Below are 23495 nucleotides of genomic sequence, written 5' to 3'. Positions count from 1 at the left end.
GATCTACGACGACCTGGAAGACGATGATGTCGAACAGTGGGTCCACCGGGTCAAACGCCTGTCCGAGCTTGGCCTGGAGGAAGAAGCCAGCGAGCTGGAACAGAGCCTGATCGAACTGACCCGCAACGACCCCGAACTGCAGGCAGACTTCCTGCTGGCACTGACGCGCGATGCCGGGCGCCTGGTTGCCGACCCCGGCAACGACTGAACGGGAGCATGGCCTTGCGCCTGTGCCTGACCCTGCTGATTACGCTGCTGTGCCTGCCCGGCCATGCCAGCCTGCGCCAGGCACCGGAGCCGGAACTGCGGGCGCTGCTGCAGCGTACAGTGGCCGACGCCGACAGTTTTCAGGATCGCTTCGATGCCGAGGTCTGGCTGCTGGACATGTCGACCCGCATGACGCGCTACATCGCCGATGCCGAACAACGCCTGAGCCTGCTCACGCTAGTGCACCGCGAAGCCAGCAAGGCCGGCTTGCGCCCTGACCTGGTTCTGGCCCTGATCCACACGGAAAGCCATTTCGACCGCTTCGCCATTTCCTCGGCCGGCGCACAGGGCATGATGCAGGTGATGCCCTTCTGGAAAGCCGAACTCGGTCGCCCGCAGGACAACCTCACCGATAACGCCACCAATCTGCGCTACGGATGCACCATCCTCAGCTTCTATCTGCGCAAAGAGAACGGCAACCTGAGCCGCGCCCTGGCCCGCTACAACGGCAGCCTCGGCAAGCAGGCCTACCCCGCCAAGGTCATCGGTTTCTGGCACGACTTCTGGTACGTCAAGCCGTGATTCGCGGATGGCTGGACGCATCCGCATAGATCCCGAGTTCATGTGCGAGGTCTGTAGCAGCGTAGGCCGAGTGCATACCTCATAGGAGCGGCCGCCCCGTCTTCGACCCCGCGCTGTCGCGCAGCAAACTGACTGCTCGGCCCCCTGCTGTAGGAGCGGCTTCAGCCGCGAATTCTTCGATGCACAGCAACGCTTCGCGGCTAAAGCAGAACGCCGCCCGGCCACTCCTACGAAAAGCAACCTGTTCGGGGCGTGCGGCTACATCAACGCCAGCCAGCACGCCATCAGCGCCGCACAATGAATCCGGCGATCCCTTGCAGCGCCTGTTCCTCCAGCGCCAGCGCGGTGACCTTGGCCTTTGGCGGCCCCTGCTCCAGCCAGGCGGCCAATTCGCGCACCGCAGAGTCCTTACCTTCGAGCAACACCTCGACGCGACCGTCGCCGAGGTTACGAACCCAGCCATCCACATCCAGGCGCTCGGCTTGTTCGGCAGTGGCCTGGCGAAAAAACACCCCCTGCACGCGACCACTGACATAACCATGTAAACAAATTCGCTGCATGCCACTACCCTCCAGTACGCAAGGCCTGCACCCGCGCCGCCAAGCCGCGCGCCGTCTGCTCGCCGAGCAAGCGTTCGCGCATCTGCCCCCTGTCATCGACGATATAGGTGACCGGTAACACGGCACTGGGCGGTAACCCATAGCGCGCGGCCGGGTCTTGCTCGAGCACGGTGAACTCAATCCCCATCGCCTGGGCCGCCTTGCTCAACTGCGCGCCCTGCAAACCGTCGAAGTTCACCCCCAGGACGCTCACCGATTGCGCCTCCAGCTGCACGGAGAGGGCATTCAGTTCGGGAATTTCGTCACGACAGGGCGCACACCACTCAGCCCAGTAATTAATCACCAACCACTGGCCTTCCAGACGCTCAGCCGGTACCTTTCGTCCATGCTGGTCGACGCCGACATCTTCACTGCAACCTGCCAGAATCAAGCCGGCGCAGATTCCCACCACCGCACGCCTCACGACCTGGAATCGCATTCCCATGCACTCGCTCCTCGTCCACATTGGGTTGATATGACGCTAGATGCCTTGCGCCTTGAAGTGCCGGACATCCTCGAAGAAGCCGCGACCCCCTTGGCCGACCTCAACGAGCGGTTAGCCCAGGCTCGCTCGCTGCAGCACGAAGATGCGCTGCAACAGGTGCTCGGCCTGCTGTTCAGGCTCAACCGCAGTGCCATGACCTTACTCGAAAGGCAACGCGCGCTGCAAAACTGCAGCGACGAATACCGCCACTATGCCGCGGCCTACCTCGACGGCAAGCCCCCCTCGCCGCTGTTCGTGCGCCTGTGCAACGAGTTGGCTATCGGCTTCAAACGCCTGCTGTTGCAGATCCTCAAAGGCCGGCAACCCTCGCTCCCGCATTTGGCCTGGTGCCTGTACATGGCCCTGCATTTTCTCGCACAGAGCCTGTTGCGCCACTACCAGCTGTATCAGGAGCCGCCGCCCAGCCTGTGGCGCGATAGCCACCTGCTGTACTGGATCGGCGAACATCAGGAATGCCTGGACGAACCCGTCGCGGCAGCCTTCCAGCCAACGCCGGCGAGCACCTTGCGCGGCCTTTACCAGCAAATGCTGCTGCTCGCCCTGAGCAACCCCTTTCATCTGGCCGAGGGTGAATGTCCGCAGTTGTTTGGCGCCCTCGCGCCCTTGGCGGGCCTCGCTCGTTTGCTGCCCTGGGATGACGAGGGCGACAGCGAAACCCCGACCGTCGACCTGACGGAGTCGCAGCCTTGCCTCGGCTACGCGCAACAGCCCGACGGCAGCCGCGACTACCTGCGACGTTTCGAGCTGGGTGCCTTGCTGGTCGCCCTGCATGATCCCGCCCCACTGCAAAGCACCCACGAGCGCCAACTGCTCGAGCGCATTCAGCACCACTGGATGGGCCAGCAACAACGTCGCTACCCTCGCGAAGAGCTTGATGCGACCTGTAACCTGCTGGTTGGCTTACCGGCCATCCATGCCCAATTGCTGGAGCAGCGGCCTTCTACCTCTCCAGTCCAGATGCTCGATGCCAGTGCAGGGGGCGCGCGCCTGCTGTGCCACCCCGATCAAGCGGCGCACGTTGCCGTGGGGCAACTGGTACTCTTGCTGACCAGCAGCCCGACACCGCTTCTGGCGCTGGTGCGCTGGCGCCATCTCAATAGCGAGGGGTTGCACCTGGGGCTGCACTACCTCAAAGGCCTGGCGAAGCCGGTCTGGTTGCGCCGCACCCCCAGCGCCCAAACCCACCAAGGCGTGTTGCAGAGCACACCCGCCCCCGGCAATGGCTGGCATCACGGGCTGTGGCTGCCCAATGGGCAATTCGGCGAAGGGGAAAACCTCTGGCTGCAGCAGGCCAACGTGCATAACCAGGTGATCATGCCGCTGCCCCCGGCCAACCTCAGCACCGCCGCGGTTACACGCCACCCACTGCAGCTGGCCTGAACAACAGAAACTGCGAGGCTGGTCACAGCGAACGGGGGCCGAGTGCACAGTTTGCTCGGCGCAGCCCTGCTTATAATTCATGGCCTGCGTATCGATACGCTCCGCCATGAGCCTGGAAACAGCACAATGACCAATGCCCACGACAAGTTGATCGGACCTGCACCATCGCGCATCGTCGATGCTGCCCGCCTACTGGTCACGCCCTACGAAGGGCGTGTAGCCGAATACAACGTCGCGACCTGGCTACAACTGCCGGGGCTGGCCAATCTGCCGGTATCCCTGCTGGTCAGCTACCGTGATGGCGACAGGCGCCGCGAGGTCAGCGTGGATCATGGCAACGTCAGCTCGAACAACAAGATCCTGCTGTCCGGGGTCGCCCGACTGCCGGTCAAACACAAGATCGAAGATATGCAGATACGCCTGCGCTCTGCGGTGCCGGCGGCGACCCTGGTCGTCGAAGAGCTGTTCATACAAGCGGTCGAAGCGGCCCGCCAAGACAGCCGCCAAGCGTCAGCCTAAACCTGAGAGTCGTCGACCAGCCCGCACAGAACCGCGGTTTTTTGCGTTGCCCAAACGCCGACTCGCGTCCTAGAACCGCTGTGCTCGGCTAGCGGCTCTGCTGTGGGCTCTGGAGGAGCCACCAGCGACTCGGGCCAGCGTGCAAAATGCAGCCCGGTAATCCGGTTCAGTCGCTCCAGCGCTTCTTGCGGAACGCGCCGATGCAGTTGGATCACCTTGCCATGAGTGGCTTCGCTAAAACGGTCAGTGGTCATGGAACGCCTTCAATCCCCATCAATCCCGACAACCTGATTGCAATCTGCCATAACGATTGCCAGAAGCATGCCAGCCTATGTTTCACCCCCACTACGGGACTGTCATTGCCCATGCCGGTAACCGAAGATCGACTCCACGCCGCAAACTGACGTTTTTTGTCACTCGGCGACCGGGTTCAGCCAGTCCGCCAGGCTGCCATCGAACAGCACCGCCTGCTCCTCGTACAGCCGCTCCAGCGCCTGGCGCAGCGCTGGATACCAGGGCTCGTCGAGCTGTTCCGGCAACTGGCTGAGCTGTGGCAGTGGCCAGGGACTGCGATTGAGCAGCTGCTGCAGGCTGTAGTGATCGAGATCACGGCTCAGCACCCAGGCGCCCGCACTGGTCGGTGCCACCAACTGCTGACGCTCGAGAAATTCGAGCACCTCCTCCCACTCGTGCTCAGGCAACTGCCAGTCCTGACGCTGCACATCGCGCAGACGCACTTTCAAGCCTGACCGCTGACGCGCATGGAACACCCGCAAGATCCCCATCATCACCAACAACTGTGGTATGGCGCGCTTGCGCCACTGATGCGATGAGTTCAGGTTGCAGACCAGTTCGGCGCCAAACAACACGATCAGCCAGGACAGGTAGACCCACAAGAGGAACAACGGCACCGTGGCAAAGGCCCCGTAGATCAACTGATAGCCCGGAAAACGCTGCACATAGAACCCGAACAACGCCTTAGCCACCTCGAACAGCACAGCGGTGAACAACCCGCCCAACAGGGCATGCCGAACCGGCACTCGCGTATTCGGCACCGTGGCATAGAGCAGGGTAAAGGCCGCCACACTGAACAACAGCGGCGCGAAAGCCAACAAAGTTTTCGCGCCAATCAGCGCATCGGGCCCGGAGATCAGCGCCAGCGAGGCAATATAGGTACTGATCGCGAAGCCGGCGCCGAGCAGGATCGGTCCCAGGCTCAGAATTGCCCAATACAGCAGAAAACTCGAGACGCCCCGACGCGGCTGACGTACCCGCCAGATGGTATTGAAGGCTTTTTCAATGGTTACCAGCATCAGCAAGGCGGTTACCGCCAGCACTACCACGCCGATCCAGGTCAACTGGCGGGCCTGGACCGTGAAATTGCGCAGGTACTCCTGAATCATTTCACCGGCCGAGGGCACGAAGTTACGAAAAATAAACGCCTGGATTTGCTCGCCCGTGCCCTGGAATGCCGGCACTGCAGAGAGCATGGCGAAGGTCACGGTCATCATCGGCACCACCGCGAACAGCGTGGTGTAGGTCAAGGCAGCGGCATTGTTGGCGCCGCGATCGGCGAAAAAGCGCTGCAGCAGAAAGCGCCAGAATTCCAACCAATCACTCACGCGCTGACGCATGCCTTCTCCTTAACGATTAGCCAACCCGGCCCATTGCCGATCACAAACACACCACCCTGTTCAGACTAGGGCGTCGACGCGGTTAGAATAGCCGCCACCTGACGCAAGATGCGACCTGCATATGACCGATCTGACGCTCTATCACAATCCCCGCTGCTCGAAATCCCGTGGCGCCCTGCAACTGCTCGAAGCGCGCGGCCTGACGCCGACCATCGTGCGTTACCTGGAAACCCCGCCCAGCGCCGCCCAATTAAGCGACTTGCTCGACAAACTGGGGATCGGTGCCCGGCAACTGCTGCGCACCGGCGAAGACCAATACCGCACGCTGAAACTGGCCGACCCCGACCTGAGCGAGGCGAAATTGATCGAGGCCATGGTTGCCCATCCGCAGCTGATCGAGCGGCCAATCCTGATCGCCGGCAGCAAAGCAGTGATTGGCCGACCACCGGAAAAAATCCTGGAGATCCTGCCGTGAGCCCCCCTTATATTCTGGTGCTGTATTACAGCCGCCACGGCGCCACCGCCGACATGGCCCGCCAGATCGCCCGCGGCGTGGAAATGGCCGGCCTGGAGGCGCGCCTGCGTACGGTACCGGCAATTTCCAGCGAATGCGAAGCGGTAGCCCCGCCGATTCCCGCCGAAGGCGCGCTGTACGTCAGCCTCGACGACCTGAAGAACTGCGCAGGCCTGGCCTTGGGCAGCCCGACACGCTTCGGCAATATGGCGGCACCGCTGAAGTACTTCCTCGACGGCACCAGCAGCCTGTGGCTGAGCGGCGGTCTGGTCGGCAAACCGGCCGGCGTGTTCACCTCCACCGCCAGCCTGCACGGCGGCCAGGAAACCACCCTGCTGTCGATGATGCTGCCACTGCTGCACCACGGCATGCTGATCGCCGGTCTGCCCTACAGCGAATCCGCGCTGTTGGAGACCCGCGGTGGCGGTACGCCTTACGGCCCCAGCCACCATGCTGGCGCCGACGGCAAGCGCGCCCTCGACGAACATGAAATAACCCTCTGCCGCGTACTCGGCCGGCGCCTGGCGCAGACGGCAATGAAACTGGAGACAGTCCGTGGCTAAAACCCGCAAACCCCTGCCGTCACTCGACTGGCTGAAGCCGCGCATGGCCGTCAGCCGCGCCATCAGCCTGACGAGCTTCCTGGCCCTGGCGGCGTTGCTGCTGGTGTGGAACCTGCTGTTCGCCGACCTACCGGGCAAACTGCTCTGGGTGATCCCGGCCTTCCAGCTTGCCCCTTTGCTGCTGCTCGCCCCTGGCCTGATCATCGGCAACGCCCGCGCCCACGCCTGGACCTGCTTCGTGGTCAACCTGTACTTCATCCAGGGGGTACTGGCCGCCTTCGATCCGTCCAAGGCACTGTTTGGCTGGGTGCAAGCCCTGCTCAGCGTCAGCCTGTTCTGCGCCGCCTTGATGTACACCCGCTGGTGCTTCCAGTACGACCGCAAGCTGGCCGGGGAGAATTGAGCACAATACCGGGTTACGCGGCGCTCGGAGCCCGTGTCGTCCACACGTCCGTGCAGGCGCCGCTAACCCGGCAACATCACGGATTTCGGCGCGGCGTAACCTATCAAGCGCTAGCGGCAACGACCAAGCAATCGAAAATTACCAACCCAATGTCTCTTTAAGAAAGGGAATGGTCAGCTTGCGCTGGGCCTGCAGCGAGGCCTGATCGAGGCGTTCGAGCAACTCGAACAGCGCACTCATGCTGCGCTCGCCCCGGGTCAGGATAAAGCGACCGACCTCATCGCTGAGGTGCAGGCCACGACGTGAAGCGCGCAGCTGCAGGGCGCGCAACTTGTCTTCATCGGACAGCGACTGCAACTGGAAAACCAGCGCCAGGGTCAGGCGCGACTGCAGGTCGGCCAGCTTGACTGGCAGCTCGCGCGGCGAGCTGCTGGCCGCCAGGAGCAAACGCCGACCGCTGTCGCGCAAGCGGTTGAACAGGTGAAACAGCGCCTCTTCCCAATCGCTGCGCCCGGCCACGGCATCCAGGTCATCGAGGCAGACCAGTTCGCACTGCTCCAGGTTATCCAGCATGGTCGGGCCGTACTCGACCAGCTCGGCCAGCGGCAGATACACCGCCGGCTCACCACACTGTTCGAAACGCAGGCAGGCCGCCTGCAGCAGATGGCTACGCCCCACTCCCGCGCCACCCCAGAGGTAGATCAGGCTCTCCGCCCAGCCGGCCTCTGCCTCACACAAGCGCTCGACATAGCCAAGCGCCGCGGCATTGGCGCCGGGATAGTAGTTGGCAAAGGTGGCGTCATCGCGCAGACGCACGCCCAAGGGCAGTTGAATGGGTCTCATGCAGGGCTGATCGGCTCGTCAGAAGCGCTGGGGGGCTCCCCATAAAGAGCCGAAAGTTTATATAAATCATGCGCATGACGCACTAAAACCATGATCACTGCCGCTACCGGCAACGCCAGCAGCACGCCGGTGAAACCGAATAGCTGGCCGCCGGCCATGATCGCGAAGATCACCGCCACCGGATGCAGGCCGATGCGGTCACCGACCAGCCAGGGGGTCAGCAGCATGCCTTCGAGCAACTGGCCGACGGTGAAGACGGCGGCAATGGCCAGCAGCGGGTAGAAATCGCCGCCGAACTGGAACAGGCCGGCAGTCAACGCCGCGCCGATGCCGACCACCACGCCCAGGTAAGGCACGATGCTGGCCAGGCCGGCCAGCAATCCGATCAAAAGCCCCAGCTCCAGGCCGATCAGCATCAGACCGACGGCATACATCACCCCCAGCGCCAGCATCACCAACAGTTGCCCGCGCAGGAAGGCGCCAAGCACTTCGTGGCATTCGCTGGTCAGTTTCACCACCAGCCCTTCGTGGTTGCGGGGCAACAAGCCACGCAAGCGGGCGACCAGCAGATCCCAATCGCGCATCAGATAGAAGCTGACCACCGGGATCAGCAGCAGATTGACCAGCCAGGCCAACAGGGCCAGGCCCGAGGCCGTGGCTTTTGACAGGAGCATGCCGAGAATGTCGGAGGTTTCGCCCAGGTGCTTGGAAAATGCCGCCTTGAGCTGATCGAAACGCCAGAAACCATCGCTCAGGCCCAGCTTGGCCTGCACCCAAGGCAGCGCTTGATGCTGGGTCCAGTCGAGCATTTGCGGCGCCAGTTCATAGAGGCGCATCAGCTGCTTGCCGAGCATCGGCACCAGCACCAGCAGCAAAATCGCCAGGATCAGGCTGAACAGGGCGAAGACCACGATCACACCCCAGGTGCGCGAAAGCCTCCAGCGCTCGAGTCGATCAACCAGCGGATCACCCAGATAAGCCAGCAGCACGCCAATCAGGAACGGCGAGAGAATCGGTTGCAGCAGATACAGCAGCCAGCCGAGCAGGAGCAGCCCAGCCATCCATAGCCAGCGACGTGAATCAACCATGCTCAACCCTCGATTGGTGCAATCAGACAATCTGCAGGCTCGTGAATAAGAGCCTGACAGAGTGACGCGCAAACTGGAGTGCCGCTGCGTATTGGCCGGCAGTTTGCAAGCGGCCTATGCGACGGCCCGCGTGCGGTAACCCGCGGCAGTCTACCAGCGAAAACGCAGCACATCGTCACGCCGTAACACCTGGGGCGCCGACTCGCCGTTCGGCGACGGCATCGACTGGTCAGCCTCGATGGGCTGGGCTTCGACCGCCACTTCCAGCAAATTCACCAGTGCCAGCTGCGCGCGCAGCTGCTCGGCATTGGCATTGACGCTATAGATCAAACGATCGCCTTCGATCCTGCGCAACTGCGCAGACAGGGGTTCGAGAATGCGCTGCAACTCGGCATAGCGCGCCAGATCGCTGCCCTGTACTTCCAGGGTCAGGTTGGTCGTCGCGCCCGGCGCCACCACGTAGCGCTGCGCCAACCGCTCGCTCACCAGCAACAGCACGGCATCGGCCAATGCCGCTTGATCGGCGCCCTGGGCCTTGCCTTGCTCGCGCGTATCGCCCAGCCACAGACGCCATTGGGCCTGCCACTGACCGTTATCTTCACGCGCCTGCACGGCCAGCAGGGCATCGGCGGCATACCGCTCGGACGCAGTCTGCAGCGCCTCCGGCTCGGCCGCGCCAAGGTTATCGGGCGTCGCCAGCAACTGCTCGTTCAAGTCGGCAATCGGCAAGCGCAGCGGTAAACCACGGTGCTGCGCCGCCTGACGCAAGGGTGCGGCACTGCCCTGGCCATCGCCGACCAGGCTCGAACCGTCGCTGGCATCATTCAGCCACCAGGTGAGAATCGCCGGGCGATTGGCCCCCCACAGCGCTAACCCGGCCTGACGCAGGCTACGGTCGGTGCTGACGGGATCGAAATCGACCAGCAAACGGTCCTCTTCATACCCATATCGGCTGATGATCTGCTGCGGATCCTCGCGCAGCTCGGCCAGCGCCGGGTTGTTCAGCGCCTCGCGGTCACCGGTCAGGCGTAGCACCAGGGTCTGCAGGGCGCGACCCAGGGCGGCGTCACGCTCCTCCGGTTGCTGGCTGGCAACCGGCTCGCGGACCTGATACAGATCGCTCACCATCGCCGCTTCGCTGGATAGGCTGAACAGTGGCAGGCTGAGCATTAACAGACGAGCGATCAGGCGCATGAATAGGTTCTCGACAGACGGAAGGCGGCGGACAGGCCGTGGCATACGCCTTATACCTTAAACAGCCGCCCGCGGCCCGGCAACCACCGCGCGGTGCGGCTGGCCGCTGCCCGGCAAGCCTGATAAAATCGCGCGCCTTCGCAGACCGACCGCCGCAGCGCCGGTGCACATCCGAACTCCCCCTTAAAGGCCTGGATCTATGAGCAAGCAACCTTCCATCAGCTACAAGGACGCAGGTGTAGACATCGACGCAGGCGAAGCCCTGGTCGAGCGCATCAAAAGCGTTGCCAAACGCACCGCGCGTCCGGAAGTCATGGGTGGCCTGGGCGGTTTCGGCGCCCTTTGCGAGATCCCGGCGGGTTACAAGCAACCGGTGCTGGTGTCCGGCACCGACGGCGTCGGCACCAAACTGCGCCTGGCGCTGAACCTCAACCGGCACGACAGCATCGGCCAGGACCTGGTCGCCATGTGCGTCAACGACCTGGTGGTGTGCGGCGCCGAGCCGCTGTTCTTCCTCGACTACTACGCCACCGGCAAGCTCAACGTCGACGTGGCCGCCACCGTGGTCACCGGCATCGGCGCCGGCTGCGAACTGGCCGGTTGCTCCCTGGTCGGCGGCGAAACCGCCGAGATGCCGGGCATGTACGAAGGCGAAGACTACGACCTGGCCGGCTTCTGCGTCGGCGTGGTGGAGAAAGCCGAAATCATCGACGGCTCCAAAGTTGCCACTGGCGACGCGCTGATCGCCCTGCCGTCTTCCGGCCCGCACTCCAACGGCTACTCGCTGATCCGCAAGATCATCGAAGTCGCCGGCGCCGACATCGAATCCATCCAGCTCGACGGCCAACCGCTGACCGACCTGCTGATGGCGCCGACGCGCATCTACGTCAAACCGCTGCTCAAGCTGATCAAGGACACCGGCGCGGTCAAGGCCATGGCCCACATCACTGGCGGCGGCCTGCTCGACAATATCCCGCGCGTGCTGCCGGATGGCGCCCAGGCCGTGGTCGACGTGGCCAGCTGGACGCGCCCGGCGGTGTTCGACTGGCTGCAGGAGCAGGGCAATGTCGACGAAACCGAGATGCACCGCGTGCTCAACTGCGGCGTCGGCATGGTCATCTGCGTGGCCCAGGACCAGGTCGAACTCACCCTCAAGACCCTGCGTGATGCCGGCGAGCAACCGTGGCAAATCGGCCAGATCGCCACGGCCGCCACAGGCGCCGAGCGGGTCGTACTGAACAACCTGAAGCGCCATTGATGCCGACCGCCTGCAATGTAGTGGTGCTGATCTCCGGCTCCGGCAGCAACCTGCAGGCGCTGATCGACAGCAGCCAGGCGGGCGCTGACTCTTCCAAGAGCAGTCCGATACGCATCCGCGCGGTGATCTCCAACCGCGCCGACGCCTATGGCCTGGAACGTGCCAAAGCCGCCGGCATCGACACCTGCGTGCTCGACCACAAGGCTTTTGCCGGCCGTGAAGCCTTCGATGCCGCGCTGGTCGAGGCCATCGACGCCTGCGAGCCGCAACTGGTGGTGCTCGCCGGCTTCATGCGCATCCTCAGCAGCGACTTCGTCCGCCACTACGCCGGTCGCCTGCTCAACATCCACCCCTCGTTGCTGCCCAAATACAAGGGCCTGCATACCCACAAGCGGGCACTCGAGGCAGGCGATGGCGAGCATGGCTGCAGCGTGCACTTCGTCACCGAGGAACTCGATGGAGGCCCCCTGGTCGTACAAGCAGTGATCGCGGTACGCTCGGGCGATACGCTGGACAGCCTGGCGCAACGGGTACACGAGCAGGAACACCTGATCTATCCGTTGGCCGTGCGCTGGTTCGCCGAAGGCCGCTTGCGCCTGGATGCGCAAGGCGCAATGCTGGATGGCCAGCCACTGCCGAGCACCGGCCACCTGATCCGCACTTAGGAGATACCATGCGTCGCGCCTTACTGTTCGCCCTCGCCTTATTCAGCCTGCCGGCCCTGGCCATCGAGTTGAAGCCGTTCTCCGCCAGCTATACCGCCGACTGGAAACAGCTGCCGGTAAGCGGCACCGCCGAGCGCAGCCTGCAGGCCCTGGACAACGAGCGCTGGCAGCTCAGTTTCGAAGCCTCCATGCTGGTCGCCAGCCTCAGTGAACAGAGCACCTTCCGCTACGACAGCAATACCTTCCTGCCCCTGACCTATCGCTTCGAGCGTAGCGGCCTGAGCAAAGGCAAGAAAATCGAGCACGACTTCGATTGGGCCGGCAAGCAAGTGACCGGCAACGACCGCGGCGATCCGGTGAGCTTTCCGCTCAATCGCGGCTTGCAGGACAAGTCGACCTATCAGTTGGTGCTGCAATATGACGTTGCCGCCGGCAAGAAAAGCATGAGCTATCGGGTGGTCGACGGCGACGAAATCGAAACCTACGACTTCCGCGTCCTCGGCGAAGAAGTCGTACGCACCAAAGCCGGCCAGATCGACGCGATCAAGGTCGAGCGCGTGCGTGACCCCACGCAAAGCAGCCGCCAAACCGTGCTCTGGTTCGCCAAGGACTGGAGCTATTTGCTGGTACGCCTGCACCAGGTGGAGAAGGACGGCAAGGAATACCAGATCATGCTCAAGGACGGTACGGTCGACGGCAAGCCGGTCGAAGGCCGCCGCGACTGAGCGCGACAGACACAAAAAAACCGAGCCCATGGCTCGGTTTTTTTTTGGCTATGTACCCGTTGTTGCAAACATGCCAAAGCGTGAGGATCTACCCGTAGGAGCGGCTTCAGCCGCGAAGCTTTTGCTGTGCCGCGAAGAATTCGCGGCTGAAGCCGCTCCTACAAAAAACAAATAACCAATAAAATCAATTACATATGTATTTCCTGATAAACGCCAGCGCAATCCGGGAAACCTTGCCCCAGCTTGCGCCTAGGCTTATCCGGCCACGAATGGACCTCCAAGCGGCGTTCGGCCATCACCACATCAGATCATCCGGCACCTGGTAGGCGGCATACGGATCGTCGGCATCCGGGGCTTCGGTCGGGGTATTGAGCACGATCACCCGCTGCGGATCGCGCTCCTGAATCTTCAGGGCCGCCTCACGCGGGATTACCTCGTAACCGCCACCGCTGCGCACGATGGCCAGCGAGCCGCTGCTGAGCTTGTCGCGCATCAGCTTGTTCACCGACAGGCGCTTGACCTTCTTGTCGTCGACGAAATTGTAGTAATCCTCGGTGGTCAGTTTGGGCAACCGGGACACTTCGATCAGTTGCTTGATCTGCGCGGCACGGGCCTTCTGCTCGGCCTTTTCCTGCTGCTGCCGGTTCAGCTCCTGATCGCGCGCGGCCTTCTCGGCCATGGCCTGCTGGGCGGCGAGCTTTTGTGACTGGTCCTTCTCGACCTGGCCCTTTTGCTCCAGGCGCTGCTGCTTCTGTTTTTCCTTGCTGACCTGCTTGGCCTGCCTTTCGTTGACCAGCCCGGCTTTGAGCAACTGATCGCGTAGTGAGATCGCCATAACCTACCTTTCCGAACAATAAATAATGGATGGATGGAACCAATCCAGTGCAATCAGCAATCCGGTGTTTGCTGTTGTTCCAGCTTCTTGGCCTCGCCCCAGAGCGCGTCCAACTCTTCCAGGTCGCAATCTTCCATGGCCCGCCCTGCTTCGCGCAATGCCTGTTCGATAAAACGGAAGCGCTGCTCGAACTTGCCATTGGCAGTGCGCAGTGCCGACTCCGGGTCGACCTTGAGGTGGCGGGCGAGATTGGTCACCACGAACAGCAGGTCGCCGACCTCCTCGGCAATCGCCTGCGGGTCATTCTCGCTCATGGCCTCGAGCACTTCATCCAGCTCCTCACGCACCTTGTCCACCACCGGCAAGGCTTCTGGCCAGTCGAACCCGACCCGGGCGGCACGCTTCTGCAATTTGACCGCACGGCTCAGGGCCGGCAAGGCATGGGGCACATCGTCGAGCAACGACAACTGCTCGGGCGTGGCGGCCTTCTCGGCGCGCTCCTCGGCCTTGAGCTCTTCCCAGCGCTGCTTGACCGCCGCCTCTTCGAGCCTGGCAGCATCCGGCGCGCCATACAGGTCGCCGCCGACGAACACATGGGGATGACGCCGAAGCAGCTTGCGGGTGATGCCATCGACCACCTCGGCGAACTCGAAGCGCCCTTCTTCGCGCGCCAGCTGACTGTAATACACCACCTGGAACAGCAGGTCGCCCAACTCCCCCGGCAGATGCTCGAAGTCGCCGCGCTCGATGGCGTCGGCCACCTCGTAGGCCTCTTCGATGGTGTGGGGCACGATGCTCGCGTAGGACTGCTTCAAGTCCCACGGACAGCCATGCTGCGGGTCGCGCAGACGGGCCATCAGGTGCAGCAGGTCGTCGAGTTGGTACATGACAATGTCCGGTCGTAGGATGGGTTAGCGGCGCGGGGTACGAATTCCGCAGCCATGATAAAACCAGCGCGCCGCGTAACCCATCGAACTGATGCAGCGCCCTATGCCTATGGCAGTCGATCCTGAGCGTCGCGAGCGAATAGCTGGCTAGGCGAAGGTCTACCGAAAAAGCGGAGTTGGCTCAAGCCAATGAGTATTTTTCGGCAGGCCTTCAACAACGCCAGATAGAGCGCAGCAGCTCAGGAGGCCCGGTGGCGGCGGGCCTCGATGATATTCGGCAACTGCGAGATGCGTCCGAGCAAGCGCCCCAGGGCATCCAGTCCGGGGATCTCGACGGTGATCGACATCGACGCGGTGTTGTCTTCCTTGTTCGAGTGGGTATTGACCGCCAGCACGTTGAGTTTTTCGTTGAGCAGCACCTGGGTCACGTCACGCAGCAGGCCGGAACGGTCGTAGGCGCGGATGATGATGTCGACCGGGTAGGTCTGCACCGGCACCGGCCCCCAGTTGACCTGGATGATCCGCTCCGGCTCACGGCCGGCCAGTTGCAGCACCGAGGCGCAATCCTGGCGGTGGATGCTGACGCCGCGCCCCAGGGTGATGTAGCCGACGATCGGATCGCCCGGCAACGGCTTGCAGCAGCCGGCCATCTGCGTCAGCAGGTTGCCGACGCCCTGGATCTGAATATCGCCGCGCTTGCCCGGTTTGAAACCCGAGGCCTTGCGCGGGATCAGTTCCAGCTGTTCGTTGCCGCGCTCCGGCTCGACCAGCTGTTGCGCCAGGTTGACCAGGTGGGCCAGACGCAGGTCGCCGGCACCGAGGCTGGCGAACAGGTCTTCGGCATTTTTCAGGTTGGCCTTCTCGGCCAGTTTCTCGAAATCCACATGGGGCAGCGCCAGGCGCGCCAACTCGCGCTCGAGCAGCGCCTTGCCGGCGGCGACGTTCTGGTCGCGGTCCTGCAACTTGAACCAGTGGACGATCTTCGCCCGCGCCCGCGAGGTGGTGACATAGCCCAGGTTGGAGTTCAGCCAATCACGGCTTGGCGTGCCGTGCTTGCTGGTGATGATCTCGACCTGCTCACCGGTTTGCAGGCTGTAGCTGAGCGGCACGATGCGCCCATTGATCTTGGCGCCCCGACAGTTGTGGCCGATCTCGGTGTGCACCCGGTAGGCGAAATCCAGCGGCGTGGCGCCTTTGGGCAGGTCGATGGCGTGACCGTCCGGGGTGAACACATAGACTCGGTCCGGTTCGATATCGACACGCAACTGCTCGGCCAGCCCACCGATATCACCCAGTTCCTCATGCCATTCGAGCACCTGGCGCAACCAGGAAATCTTCTCTTCGTAATGGTTGGAGCTGGACTTGACGTCGGTGCCCTTGTAGCGCCAGTGCGCACAGACGCCCAGTTCGGCCTCTTCGTGCATGGCATGGGTGCGGATCTGCACCTCCAGCACCTTGCCTTCCGGGCCGAGCACCGCGGTGTGCAGCGAGCGGTAGCCGTTCTCCTTGGGGTTGGCGATGTAGTCGTCGAACTCCTTGGGAATGTGTCGCCAGAGGGTGTGCACGATGCCCAGCGCGGTGTAGCAATCGCGCATCTCCGGCACCAGCACGCGCACCGCGCGCACGTCATAGATCTGACTGAACTGCAGGCCTTTTTTCTGCATCTTGCGCCAGATCGAATAGATGTGCTTGGCCCGCCCGCTGATGTCGGCCTTGACCCCGGTGGCTTCCAGCTCGAGGCGCAGGTGGCCCATCACATCGTTGATGTACTGCTCGCGATCCAGTCGGCGCTCGTGCAGCAGCTTGGCGATTTGCTTGTACTGCTCGGGCTCCAGGTAACGGAAGGACAGGTCTTCCAGCTCCCACTTGATATGACCGATGCCCAGGCGATGGGCCAACGGGGCATAGATGTCGAAGACTTCGCGGGCCACTCGCTGACGCTTTGCATCGTCGGCATGCTTGACCGCGCGGATCGCGCAGGTGCGCTCGGCCAGCTTGATCAGCGCAACGCGCACGTCATCGACCATGGCCACCAGCATCCTGCGCAGGTTCTCCACCTGAGCTTGGGAGCCGAGCACCAGGGAGTCGCGCGGGTTGAGGCTGGCACTGATCGCCGCCATGCGCAGCACACCGTCGACCAGCTTGGCCACCACCGAACCGAAGCGTTGGTGCACGGCGGCCAGGGTCACCTTGCCCTCGCGTACGCCGCGGTAGATGACGGCGGCGACCAGCGAGTCCTGGTCGAGTTTTAGATCGGCGAGAATCTCCGCGATCTCCAGGCCGGCACGGAAACTGGAGGCGCCTTCCGACCACAGATTCTGTGCCGCGTTGGCCTGCTGCTCGGCCTCGCGGGCGAACTCGCAGGCATCGAGCAAGGCATCGTGTTCCAGCGCCGGGTCGACGCTGAGCACATGGGCCAACCAGGCCTCTAGGTTGATGCTGCCGTCATCGTTGATCGGCTGGTGCGCTCTAACCTGAACCATCTTGCTTACCTTCCCTAGGGTGCGCGCCAGGCGCACCGGACAGTCGCCGGACTTCTTCGACCCGGTCGGTTTAACTATTTAAGGCACACTCCTTGTGCACCCCTGCACAGCGTAGATAAGGGTTGCCGGCGACAAAGCCAAGCGCTCCTGACTACGCGCTTTCAATCTATGACCTGACGAACAACGCCATGGCCTCGACATGCGCCGTTTGCGGAAACATATCGAGGATCCCGGCCTTTTCCAGCCGATAACCTTGCGCCAGCAACTCGGCAGTGTCACGCGCCAGCGTGGTCGGGTTGCACGACACGTAGACCAGACGCCTGGCGCCGATACTGCCGATCTGCCTGACCACCTGCAGCGCGCCGTCACGCGGCGGGTCGAGCAGCACGGCAGAAAAACCGCCTTGCGCCCAGCCGCTCTCGGCCAGCGGACTCGCCAGGTCGGCCTGGAAGAAGTGCAGGTTGCCGATGCCGTTGCTCGCCGCATTCTGCGCCGCCCGCTCGACCATCGCCTGCACCCCTTCCACCGCCACCACTTCACGACTCAGGCGGGCCAGCGGCAAGGCGAAATTACCCAGGCCGCAGAACAGATCCAAGACCCGCTCGTCCGCCTGCGGCGCCAGCCAGTCCAGCGCCTGGGCGACCATCGCCTCGTTCACCGGCGCATTGACCTGGACAAAATCGCCGGGCCGGTAGGCCAGCTGCAGATCCCAGCGCGGCAGGCGGTATCCCAGGCTCTGCCCCGGCTCGGCTGGTTGCGGCGCGCCGATGCCATGCAGCCAGAGTTGCCCAGCATGGGCCAGGCAGAACGCCTGCAAGCGAGCCAGATCTGCCTCGCCCAAGGCCGAGGTATGACGCACCAATACAGCGCTGGCACTGCCATGAAACAGCTCGACATGGCCGATGGCCCGGGGGTTTTCCAGCTCCCGCAGGACCGCCGGCAACGCGCGCAGGATCGGTTGCAAGGGCTGTACCAGAACCGGACAATCGGCGATGGCGACGATTTCCTGGCTGGCCACGGCGCGGAAGCCGACGTCCAGCCGCTTGTGTTTGACGTCCCAGCGCACGGCGATGCGCGCGCGGCGACGGTAGCCGAACTCCGGCCCGACCAACGCTGGCGCCCACTCGTCCGGCTGCACCTCGGCCAGGCGGCTGAACTGTTCGCCAAGCATGCGCTGCTTGAGGGCCAACTGATCGGCATGACTCATGTGCTGCACGCTGCAGCCGCCGCAGGTGCGCGCATGGGCGCAGGGCTCCTCGCGTCGTTCGGGGCTGGCGCTGATGATCCGCTCGCTGCGGGCCTCCACCACCTGACTGCGCGCACCCAGCACCCGGGCCTCGACCTGCTCGCCGGGCAAGGCGCCGCTGACGAACCAGGTACGCCCGTCGACGAAGGCAATGCCGCGACCATCGTTGGCCAGGCGTTCGATGCTGAGCTGCTGCTTCTTGCCGAGCGGAATTTGCGCCGCGCGCACGCCACCACTGGGCTGGAAGCGCAAACCGCTGGTTTTTTTGGCCATCAGAGCTCCGGCGTGTCGTACACGCCCGTCGACAGGTAGCGGTCGCCGCGATCGCAGATGATCGCCACCATCACCGCATTTTCCACTTCGGCCGATAGCTGCAGCATCGCCGCCACCGCCCCGCCGGAGGACACCCCGCAGAAGATGCCTTCCTCTCGCGCCAGACGCCGCATCGCATCCTCGGCTTCGCGCTGGGCCATGTCGATGATCCGGTCGACGCGGCTGGCCTGGTAGATCTTCGGCAGATACTCCTCGGGCCAGCGACGGATACCGGGAATGGTCGCGCCTTCCATCGGCTGCAAGCCGACGATTTGCACCTGCGGATTCTGTTCCTTGAGGTAGCGCGATACCCCCATGATAGTCCCGGTGGTGCCCATGGAGCTGATGAAGTGGGTGATCTGACCCTGGGTCTGGCGCCAGATTTCCGGGCCGGTGCCCAGGTAGTGGGCCTCGGGGTTGTCGCCATTGGCGAACTGATCGAGCACCTTGCCGCGGCCACCGCGCTCCAGGCTGTCGGCCAGATCGCGGGCACCTTCCATGCCTTCCTCGCGCGACACCAGCACCAGCTCGGCACCGTAGGCGGTCATCGCCGCCTTGCGCTCGGCGGTGGAGTTGTCCGGCATGATCAGGATCATCTTGTAACCCTTGATCGCCGCGGCCATGGCCAGGGCAATACCGGTGTTGCCGGAGGTGGCCTCGATCAGGGTATCGCCGGGGCGGATATCGCCGCGCAGCTCGGCACGGGTAATCATCGACAGCGCCGGCCGGTCCTTCACCGAGCCGGCCGGATTGTTACCTTCCAGCTTCAACAGCAGGGTATTGGAGGTATTGCCGGGCAGGCGCTGCAAACGCACCAGCGGCGTGTTGCCGACGCAATCGGCGATAGTAGGGTATTGCAAGGTCATGGCGTCGATCAGGTTCAGATGGCTGGAAGGGCCCCTATGATAGCGGCAAACGGGCAGCGGCCATAACAACGATGGCAGGCCTTGTTGCAGCATGCTGCCAGCTCGACGCCACTGTTGTTCCATCAAGCCCAGCCGCTACACTGCCTGCCTCGATAGTTTGGAAAAAACGCTCACCTACCGCGAGCGTCTGAAGACGGCCTCGCGACGGCGCTCGCTATTTTCCCAACCCCCTGAGTTCAGCCAACCGGCAACGAGGAAGGAAGTCCGTGTTCAAGGATCTAGGCATAAAAGGCCGCGTGCTCATGCTCACCCTGCTGCCCACCAGCCTGTTGGCGCTGGTGCTGGGTGGCTACTTCATCTGGGCGCAACTGTCCGACCTGCAGACGCAACTGCTGCAACGCGGACAGATGATCGCCGAGCAGTTGGCGCCCCTCGCCGCGCCCGCCCTGCGGCGCCATGACGCCATGCTGCTGCAACGCATTGCCACGCAGACCCTCGAGCAGCCCGACGTAAGAGCCGTCAGCTTCCTCGGCGCCGAACGCGAGCGCCTGGCCCATGCCGGCCCGGGTATGCTCGATCAACCGCCCAGCGACGACCCGAGCCAAGCGGGACGACGCAGCAGCCAGGAGGCCACGCGCTTTCTCCTGCCGGTGCTGGCACAGCACCTGAGCCTCACCGGCGAACCGCTGACGCAGCCCGACAGCAACCTGCTCGGCTGGGTCGAGCTCGAGCTGTCGCACCAGGGCACCCTGCTCAAGGGCTACCGCAGCCTGCTTGCCAGCCTGCTGCTGATCGGCACCGGCCTGATCGCCACCGCCCTGCTCGCCCTGCGCATGAGCCGCAGCATCAACGGCCCCTTGCGGCAGATCAAATACAGCGTCGCCCAGCTCAAGGATGGTCACCTGCATACCCGCCTGCCGCCGCTCGGCAGCCATGAACTGGACGAACTGGCGTCGGGCATCAACCGCATGGCCGAATCCCTGCTCAACGCCCAGGAAGAACTGCAGCACAGCGTCGAGCAGGCCACCGAAGACGTGCGCCAGAACCTCGAGACCATCGAGATCCAGAATATCGAACTGGACTTCGCCCGCCGCGAAGCCCTGGAGGCCAGCCGGATCAAATCCGAGTTCCTCGCCAACATGAGCCACGAAATCCGCACCCCGCTCAACGGTATTCTCGGCTTCACCAACCTGCTGCAAAAAAGCGAGCTGACCCCGCGCCAGCAGGATTATCTGGGCACCATCGAGAAATCTGCCGACAGCCTGCTCGGGATCATCAACGAGGTGCTCGACTTCTCCAAGATCGAGGCCGGCAAGCTGATCCTGGAAAGCATCCCCTTCAACCTGCGCGACCTGCTGCAAGACACCCTGACCCTCCTCGCCCCGGTCGCCCATGAAAAACGCCTGGAGCTGCTCAGCTTGGTCTACCGCGACACGCCGCTGACCCTGGTGGGCGATCCGCTGCGACTCAAGCAGATCCTGACCAATCTGGTCAGCAACGCGATCAAGTTCACCCGCGAAGGCAGCATCGTCATGCGCGCCATGCTCGAAGACGAGAGCGCCGACCGCGCCCAACTGCGCATCAGCGTGCGCGATACCGGCATCGGCCTGTCCAGCGAAGACCTGCGCGCGCTGTTCCAGGCCTTCAGCCAGGCCGATAACTCGCTGTCGCGCCAGGCCGGCGGCACCGGTCTGGGCCTGGTGATCTCCAAGCGCCTGATCGAGCAAATGGGCGGCGAGATCGGCGTCGACAGCACGCCTGGCGAGGGCTCGGAGTTCTGGGTCAGCCTGAGCCTGCCCAAAGCCCGGGACGACGCCGAAGACCTGCCCCGCCCGCCCCTCCTCGGGCGCCGCGCGGCCATCCTGGAGAGCCATGAGCTGTCGCGCCAGGCCTTGCAACATCAACTGGAAGACTGCGGCCTGCTGGTCAGCACCTTCGACAACCTCGACAACCTGCTCGAAGCGGTAGCCAGCGCGCACCACAGCAGCCAACCGCTGGGCATCGCCGTACTCGGCGTCAGCGCCCAGCACCTGCCGCCGGAGCGCCTTGGCCAGCGTATCTGGGACCTCGAGCGCCTCGCCTGCAAGACCGTGGTGCTCTGCCCGACCACCGAACAGGCGCTCTATCATGAAGTCCTGCCCGACGCGCACACCCAGCTCCAGGCCAAACCGGCTTGCACACGCAAGCTGCAGCGCGCGCTGGCCGATCTGGTCAGCCCGCGGCAAGCCCGCACGGAAGCCAGCCCGCCCGCGCCCAGCCGCCCACCGCGAGTGCTCTGCGTCGACGACAACCCGGCCAATCTGCTGCTGGTGCAAACCCTGCTGGACGACATGGGCGCCCAGGTCAGCACGGCCAACAGCGGCTACCAAGCCCTGGAAAAAGCCCAGCAGCAAAGCTTCGACCTGATTCTCATGGACGTGCAGATGCCCGGCATGGACGGCCGCCAAACCACCGAAGCGATTCGCCAGCATGAGAACGAGCACGACCACCACCCCACCCCCATCGTCGCCCTCACCGCCCATGCCCTGGCCAACGAAAAACGCGCCCTGCTGCAAAGCGGCCTGGATGATTACCTAACCAAACCCATCAGCGAACGGCAACTGGCCCAGGTAGTGCTCAAATGGACCGGTCTGGCGCTGCGCAATCAGGGCCCCGAACAGGACAGCGAAGACGCCAACGCAGGCCGCGGCCTGCACGTACTGGATGCAGAAGAAGGCCTGCGCCTGGCAGCCGGCAAAGCCGACCTGGCCGCCGACATGCTGAGCATGCTGCTGGCCGGTCTGCCGGCCGATCGCCAGGCCATCCGCCAGGCCCGCGAGGCGGGCGAACGCAACGCCCTGATCGAACGTGTGCACCGCCTGCACGGCGCCACCCGCTATTGTGGCGTACCGCAACTGCGCGCCGCCTGTCAGCGCAGCGAAACCCTGCTGAAACAGAATGACCCCGCCGCGTCCAGTGCACTGGACCTGCTCGACGCGGCGATAGAACGACTGGCCAATGAGGCGCAGATCAGTGCCTAGCCGCCTGTCCGAGAACATGTAATCTTGTTGGTTGGGCCAGGCCGGCCTAGGGCGGCCCGACCTACGCGGCCCGGCCTGCGCGGCCCGGCCCAACCTACAACTTGCAGTCAATCGGCATTCTCGGACAGGCTGCCCAGGAGTCGAAATGCGTATTCTCTTTTTCAGTAGCAAGTCCTACGACAGCGACAGTTTCAATGCCGCAGGCGCGCCTGCCGACTATCGATTGCACTACCAGCAGGCGCGCCTGAGCATCGACAGCGCCGCCCTGGCGGTGGGCCATGAAGTGGTCTGCGCCTTTATCAATGATGACCTTTCGGCGCCCGTGCTGGAGCGTCTGGTCGACGGTGGCACACGCCTGATCGCCCTGCGCTCGGCCGGCTACAACCATGTCGACCTCAAGGCCGCGCAGCGGCTTGGCCTGTGCGTGGTCAGGGTGCCCGCCTATTCACCGCACGCGGTGGCCGAGCATGCCGCAGCCTTGATCCTGGCGCTCGACCGACGCATTCACCGCGCCTTCAACCGCACCCGCGAAGGCGATTTTTCCCTGCACGGCCTGACCGGCTTCGACCTGCATGGCAAGAACATTGGCATCATCGGCGCCGGCCAGATCGGCATGGCCTTCGCACGGATCATGGCCGGCTTTGGCTGCCGCCTGCAGGTGTTCGACCCGCGCCCCGTGGCGGACCTGAAGGAAGTGGGCGGCCGCCAGGTAGCGCTGGCGCAGCTGTTAGCCGACAGCGACATCATCAGCCTGCACTGCCCGCTGACCGAGAACAGCCACCATCTGATCAACGCTCAGAGCCTGCAGCAAATGAAACCCGGGGTCATGCTGATCAACACCGGACGCGGCGCCCTGATCGAGACCCCGGCGCTGATCGGCGCCCTGAAAAGCGGCCAACTCGGCTACCTCGGCCTGGATGTCTACGAGGAAGAAGCCGAGCTGTTCTTCGAGGACTGCTCCGACCAGCCCCTGCAAGACGATGTGCTGGCACGCCTGCTGACCTTTCCCAACGTCATAATCACCGCCCACCAGGCCTTCCTCACCCAGGAAGCGCTGGCGGCTATCGCCCGCACCACCCTGGACAACATCGCCGCCTGGGCCGCCGGCACACCGAGCAATCAGGTGCAGCCCGGCGCGTGATAGCATTTGCGCTGACTTGGAGGAAC

At 63.7% G+C, this 23495-nt stretch carries 23 protein-coding genes and 1 pseudogene; 12 read left to right on the top strand and 12 right to left on the bottom strand.

Annotated features, from left to right (window positions below):
• Window positions 1-208, top strand: a pseudogene (locus ABZE94_RS03760) (hypothetical protein); the annotation flags it as partial.
• 8 nt (window positions 209-216) lie between these two features.
• The gene (locus ABZE94_RS03755) at window positions 217-789 is read left to right on the top strand and encodes a transglycosylase SLT domain-containing protein (protein ID WP_372874187.1); all 573 of its coding nucleotides are present in this window, start codon (window positions 217-219) and stop codon (window positions 787-789) included.
• A gap of 284 nt (window positions 790-1073) precedes the next feature.
• On the opposite strand, the gene ABZE94_RS03750 is transcribed toward ABZE94_RS03755, so the two are convergent.
• Window positions 1074-1349 carry an acylphosphatase gene (locus ABZE94_RS03750; RefSeq protein ID WP_372874186.1) on the bottom strand — a complete coding sequence of 92 codons (276 nt, stop codon included), beginning with the start codon at window positions 1347-1349 and terminating at the stop codon, window positions 1074-1076.
• A 4-nt stretch (window positions 1350-1353) separates the two neighbouring features.
• Window positions 1354-1833, bottom strand: coding sequence for a TlpA disulfide reductase family protein (locus ABZE94_RS03745; protein ID WP_372874185.1), 480 nt, complete (start codon window positions 1831-1833; stop codon window positions 1354-1356).
• A gap of 30 nt (window positions 1834-1863) precedes the next feature.
• On the opposite strand from ABZE94_RS03745, the gene ABZE94_RS03740 reads away from it, so the two are divergent.
• Together ABZE94_RS03740 and ABZE94_RS03735 are read left to right on the top strand one after the other, a co-directional pair.
• A complete protein-coding gene (locus ABZE94_RS03740; protein WP_372874184.1) occupies window positions 1864-3273 on the top strand; it encodes a PilZ domain-containing protein in 1410 nt (469 codons plus the stop codon).
• A 126-nt stretch (window positions 3274-3399) separates the two neighbouring features.
• Window positions 3400-3792 carry a hypothetical protein gene (locus tag ABZE94_RS03735; RefSeq protein WP_372874183.1) on the top strand — a complete coding sequence of 131 codons (393 nt, stop codon included), beginning with the start codon at window positions 3400-3402 and terminating at the stop codon, window positions 3790-3792.
• Here ABZE94_RS03735 and ABZE94_RS03730 read toward each other — a convergent pair.
• Together ABZE94_RS03730 and ABZE94_RS03725 are read right to left on the bottom strand one after the other, a co-directional pair.
• On the bottom strand, window positions 3789-4046 hold the full coding sequence (locus tag ABZE94_RS03730; RefSeq protein WP_372874182.1) for a hypothetical protein: 258 nt from the start codon (window positions 4044-4046) through the stop codon (window positions 3789-3791). The two genes, ABZE94_RS03735 and ABZE94_RS03730, sit on opposite strands and share 4 nt — an antisense overlap.
• Window positions 4047-4205: 159 nt before the next feature.
• Window positions 4206-5426, bottom strand: coding sequence for a virulence factor BrkB family protein (locus ABZE94_RS03725; RefSeq protein ID WP_372874181.1), 1221 nt, complete (start codon window positions 5424-5426; stop codon window positions 4206-4208).
• A 121-nt stretch (window positions 5427-5547) separates the two neighbouring features.
• Here ABZE94_RS03725 and arsC point away from each other — a divergent pair, with 121 nt between their 5' ends.
• Genes arsC through ABZE94_RS03710 form a run of 3 tightly spaced genes read left to right on the top strand, consistent with a single transcriptional unit; the run spans window position 5548 to window position 6906 of the window.
• Complete coding sequence (arsC, locus tag ABZE94_RS03720; RefSeq protein ID WP_372874180.1) at window positions 5548-5901, top strand: arsenate reductase (glutaredoxin); 354 nt, start codon at window positions 5548-5550, stop codon at window positions 5899-5901.
• A complete protein-coding gene (wrbA, locus tag ABZE94_RS03715; RefSeq protein ID WP_372874179.1) occupies window positions 5898-6503 on the top strand; it encodes an NAD(P)H:quinone oxidoreductase in 606 nt (201 codons plus the stop codon). Before arsC ends, wrbA begins: the two co-directional genes overlap by 4 nt.
• The gene (locus ABZE94_RS03710) at window positions 6496-6906 is read left to right on the top strand and encodes a DUF2069 domain-containing protein (RefSeq protein ID WP_372874178.1); all 411 of its coding nucleotides are present in this window, start codon (window positions 6496-6498) and stop codon (window positions 6904-6906) included. The genes wrbA and ABZE94_RS03710 overlap by 8 nt, the downstream gene beginning before the upstream one ends.
• A 138-nt stretch (window positions 6907-7044) precedes the next feature.
• On the opposite strand, the gene hda is transcribed toward ABZE94_RS03710, so the two are convergent.
• The 3 genes from hda to ABZE94_RS03695 all read right to left on the bottom strand — a co-directional run bounded on the left by hda (window position 7045) and on the right by ABZE94_RS03695 (window position 10031).
• On the bottom strand, window positions 7045-7749 hold the full coding sequence (gene hda, locus ABZE94_RS03705) for a DnaA regulatory inactivator Hda (protein WP_372874177.1): 705 nt from the start codon (window positions 7747-7749) through the stop codon (window positions 7045-7047).
• Window positions 7746-8837, bottom strand: coding sequence for an AI-2E family transporter (locus tag ABZE94_RS03700; protein WP_372874176.1), 1092 nt, complete (start codon window positions 8835-8837; stop codon window positions 7746-7748). The genes hda and ABZE94_RS03700 overlap by 4 nt, the downstream gene beginning before the upstream one ends.
• A 150-nt stretch (window positions 8838-8987) precedes the next feature.
• Window positions 8988-10031 (bottom strand): DUF2066 domain-containing protein, encoded by a 1044-nt coding sequence (locus tag ABZE94_RS03695; RefSeq protein ID WP_372874175.1) that lies wholly within the window; start codon window positions 10029-10031, stop codon window positions 8988-8990.
• 199 nt (window positions 10032-10230) lie between these two features.
• Here ABZE94_RS03695 and purM point away from each other — a divergent pair, with 199 nt between their 5' ends.
• Genes purM through ABZE94_RS03680 form a run of 3 tightly spaced genes read left to right on the top strand, consistent with a single transcriptional unit; the run spans window position 10231 to window position 12679 of the window.
• Complete coding sequence (gene purM / locus ABZE94_RS03690; protein WP_372874174.1) at window positions 10231-11289, top strand: phosphoribosylformylglycinamidine cyclo-ligase; 1059 nt, start codon at window positions 10231-10233, stop codon at window positions 11287-11289.
• On the top strand, window positions 11289-11954 hold the full coding sequence (gene purN, locus ABZE94_RS03685; RefSeq protein WP_372874173.1) for a phosphoribosylglycinamide formyltransferase: 666 nt from the start codon (window positions 11289-11291) through the stop codon (window positions 11952-11954). The genes purM and purN overlap by 1 nt, the downstream gene beginning before the upstream one ends.
• 8 nt (window positions 11955-11962) lie before the next feature.
• Complete coding sequence (locus tag ABZE94_RS03680) at window positions 11963-12679, top strand: DUF3108 domain-containing protein (RefSeq protein WP_372874172.1); 717 nt, start codon at window positions 11963-11965, stop codon at window positions 12677-12679.
• Between the two features lie 295 nt (window positions 12680-12974).
• Here the strand turns inward: ABZE94_RS03680 and ABZE94_RS03675 are convergent, their stop codons facing one another.
• From ABZE94_RS03675 to cysM, 5 genes are all read right to left on the bottom strand, one after another.
• Complete coding sequence (locus tag ABZE94_RS03675; RefSeq protein WP_372874171.1) at window positions 12975-13514, bottom strand: DUF2058 domain-containing protein; 540 nt, start codon at window positions 13512-13514, stop codon at window positions 12975-12977.
• A gap of 53 nt (window positions 13515-13567) precedes the next feature.
• The gene (mazG, locus tag ABZE94_RS03670) at window positions 13568-14401 is read right to left on the bottom strand and encodes a nucleoside triphosphate pyrophosphohydrolase (RefSeq protein WP_372874170.1); all 834 of its coding nucleotides are present in this window, start codon (window positions 14399-14401) and stop codon (window positions 13568-13570) included.
• Between the two features lie 239 nt (window positions 14402-14640).
• Window positions 14641-16884, bottom strand: coding sequence for a GTP diphosphokinase (gene relA, locus ABZE94_RS03665; protein ID WP_372874169.1), 2244 nt, complete (start codon window positions 16882-16884; stop codon window positions 14641-14643).
• A 166-nt stretch (window positions 16885-17050) separates the two neighbouring features.
• On the bottom strand, window positions 17051-18403 hold the full coding sequence (rlmD, locus tag ABZE94_RS03660; RefSeq protein ID WP_372874168.1) for a 23S rRNA (uracil(1939)-C(5))-methyltransferase RlmD: 1353 nt from the start codon (window positions 18401-18403) through the stop codon (window positions 17051-17053).
• Window positions 18403-19308 (bottom strand): cysteine synthase CysM, encoded by a 906-nt coding sequence (gene cysM, locus ABZE94_RS03655; RefSeq protein ID WP_372874167.1) that lies wholly within the window; start codon window positions 19306-19308, stop codon window positions 18403-18405. Before cysM ends, rlmD begins: the two co-directional genes overlap by 1 nt.
• Window positions 19309-19574: 266 nt before the next feature.
• Here cysM and ABZE94_RS03650 point away from each other — a divergent pair, with 266 nt between their 5' ends.
• Window positions 19575-22328: a response regulator gene (locus tag ABZE94_RS03650; RefSeq protein ID WP_372874166.1), complete on the top strand. Its 2754-nt coding sequence runs from the start codon at window positions 19575-19577 to the stop codon at window positions 22326-22328.
• 145 nt (window positions 22329-22473) lie between these two features.
• Window positions 22474-23469 (top strand): 2-hydroxyacid dehydrogenase, encoded by a 996-nt coding sequence (locus ABZE94_RS03645; protein ID WP_372874165.1) that lies wholly within the window; start codon window positions 22474-22476, stop codon window positions 23467-23469.
• The last annotated feature ends 26 nt before the right edge of the window (window positions 23470-23495 follow it).

Origin of the sequence: Pseudomonas sp., assembly GCF_041601375.1 — a bacterium.
In the GTDB taxonomy this organism is placed as follows: Bacteria; Pseudomonadota; Gammaproteobacteria; order Pseudomonadales; family Pseudomonadaceae; genus Aquipseudomonas.
Note: the sequence above shows the minus strand (reverse complement) of the source record. Positions and strands in the feature narration are given on the sequence as shown.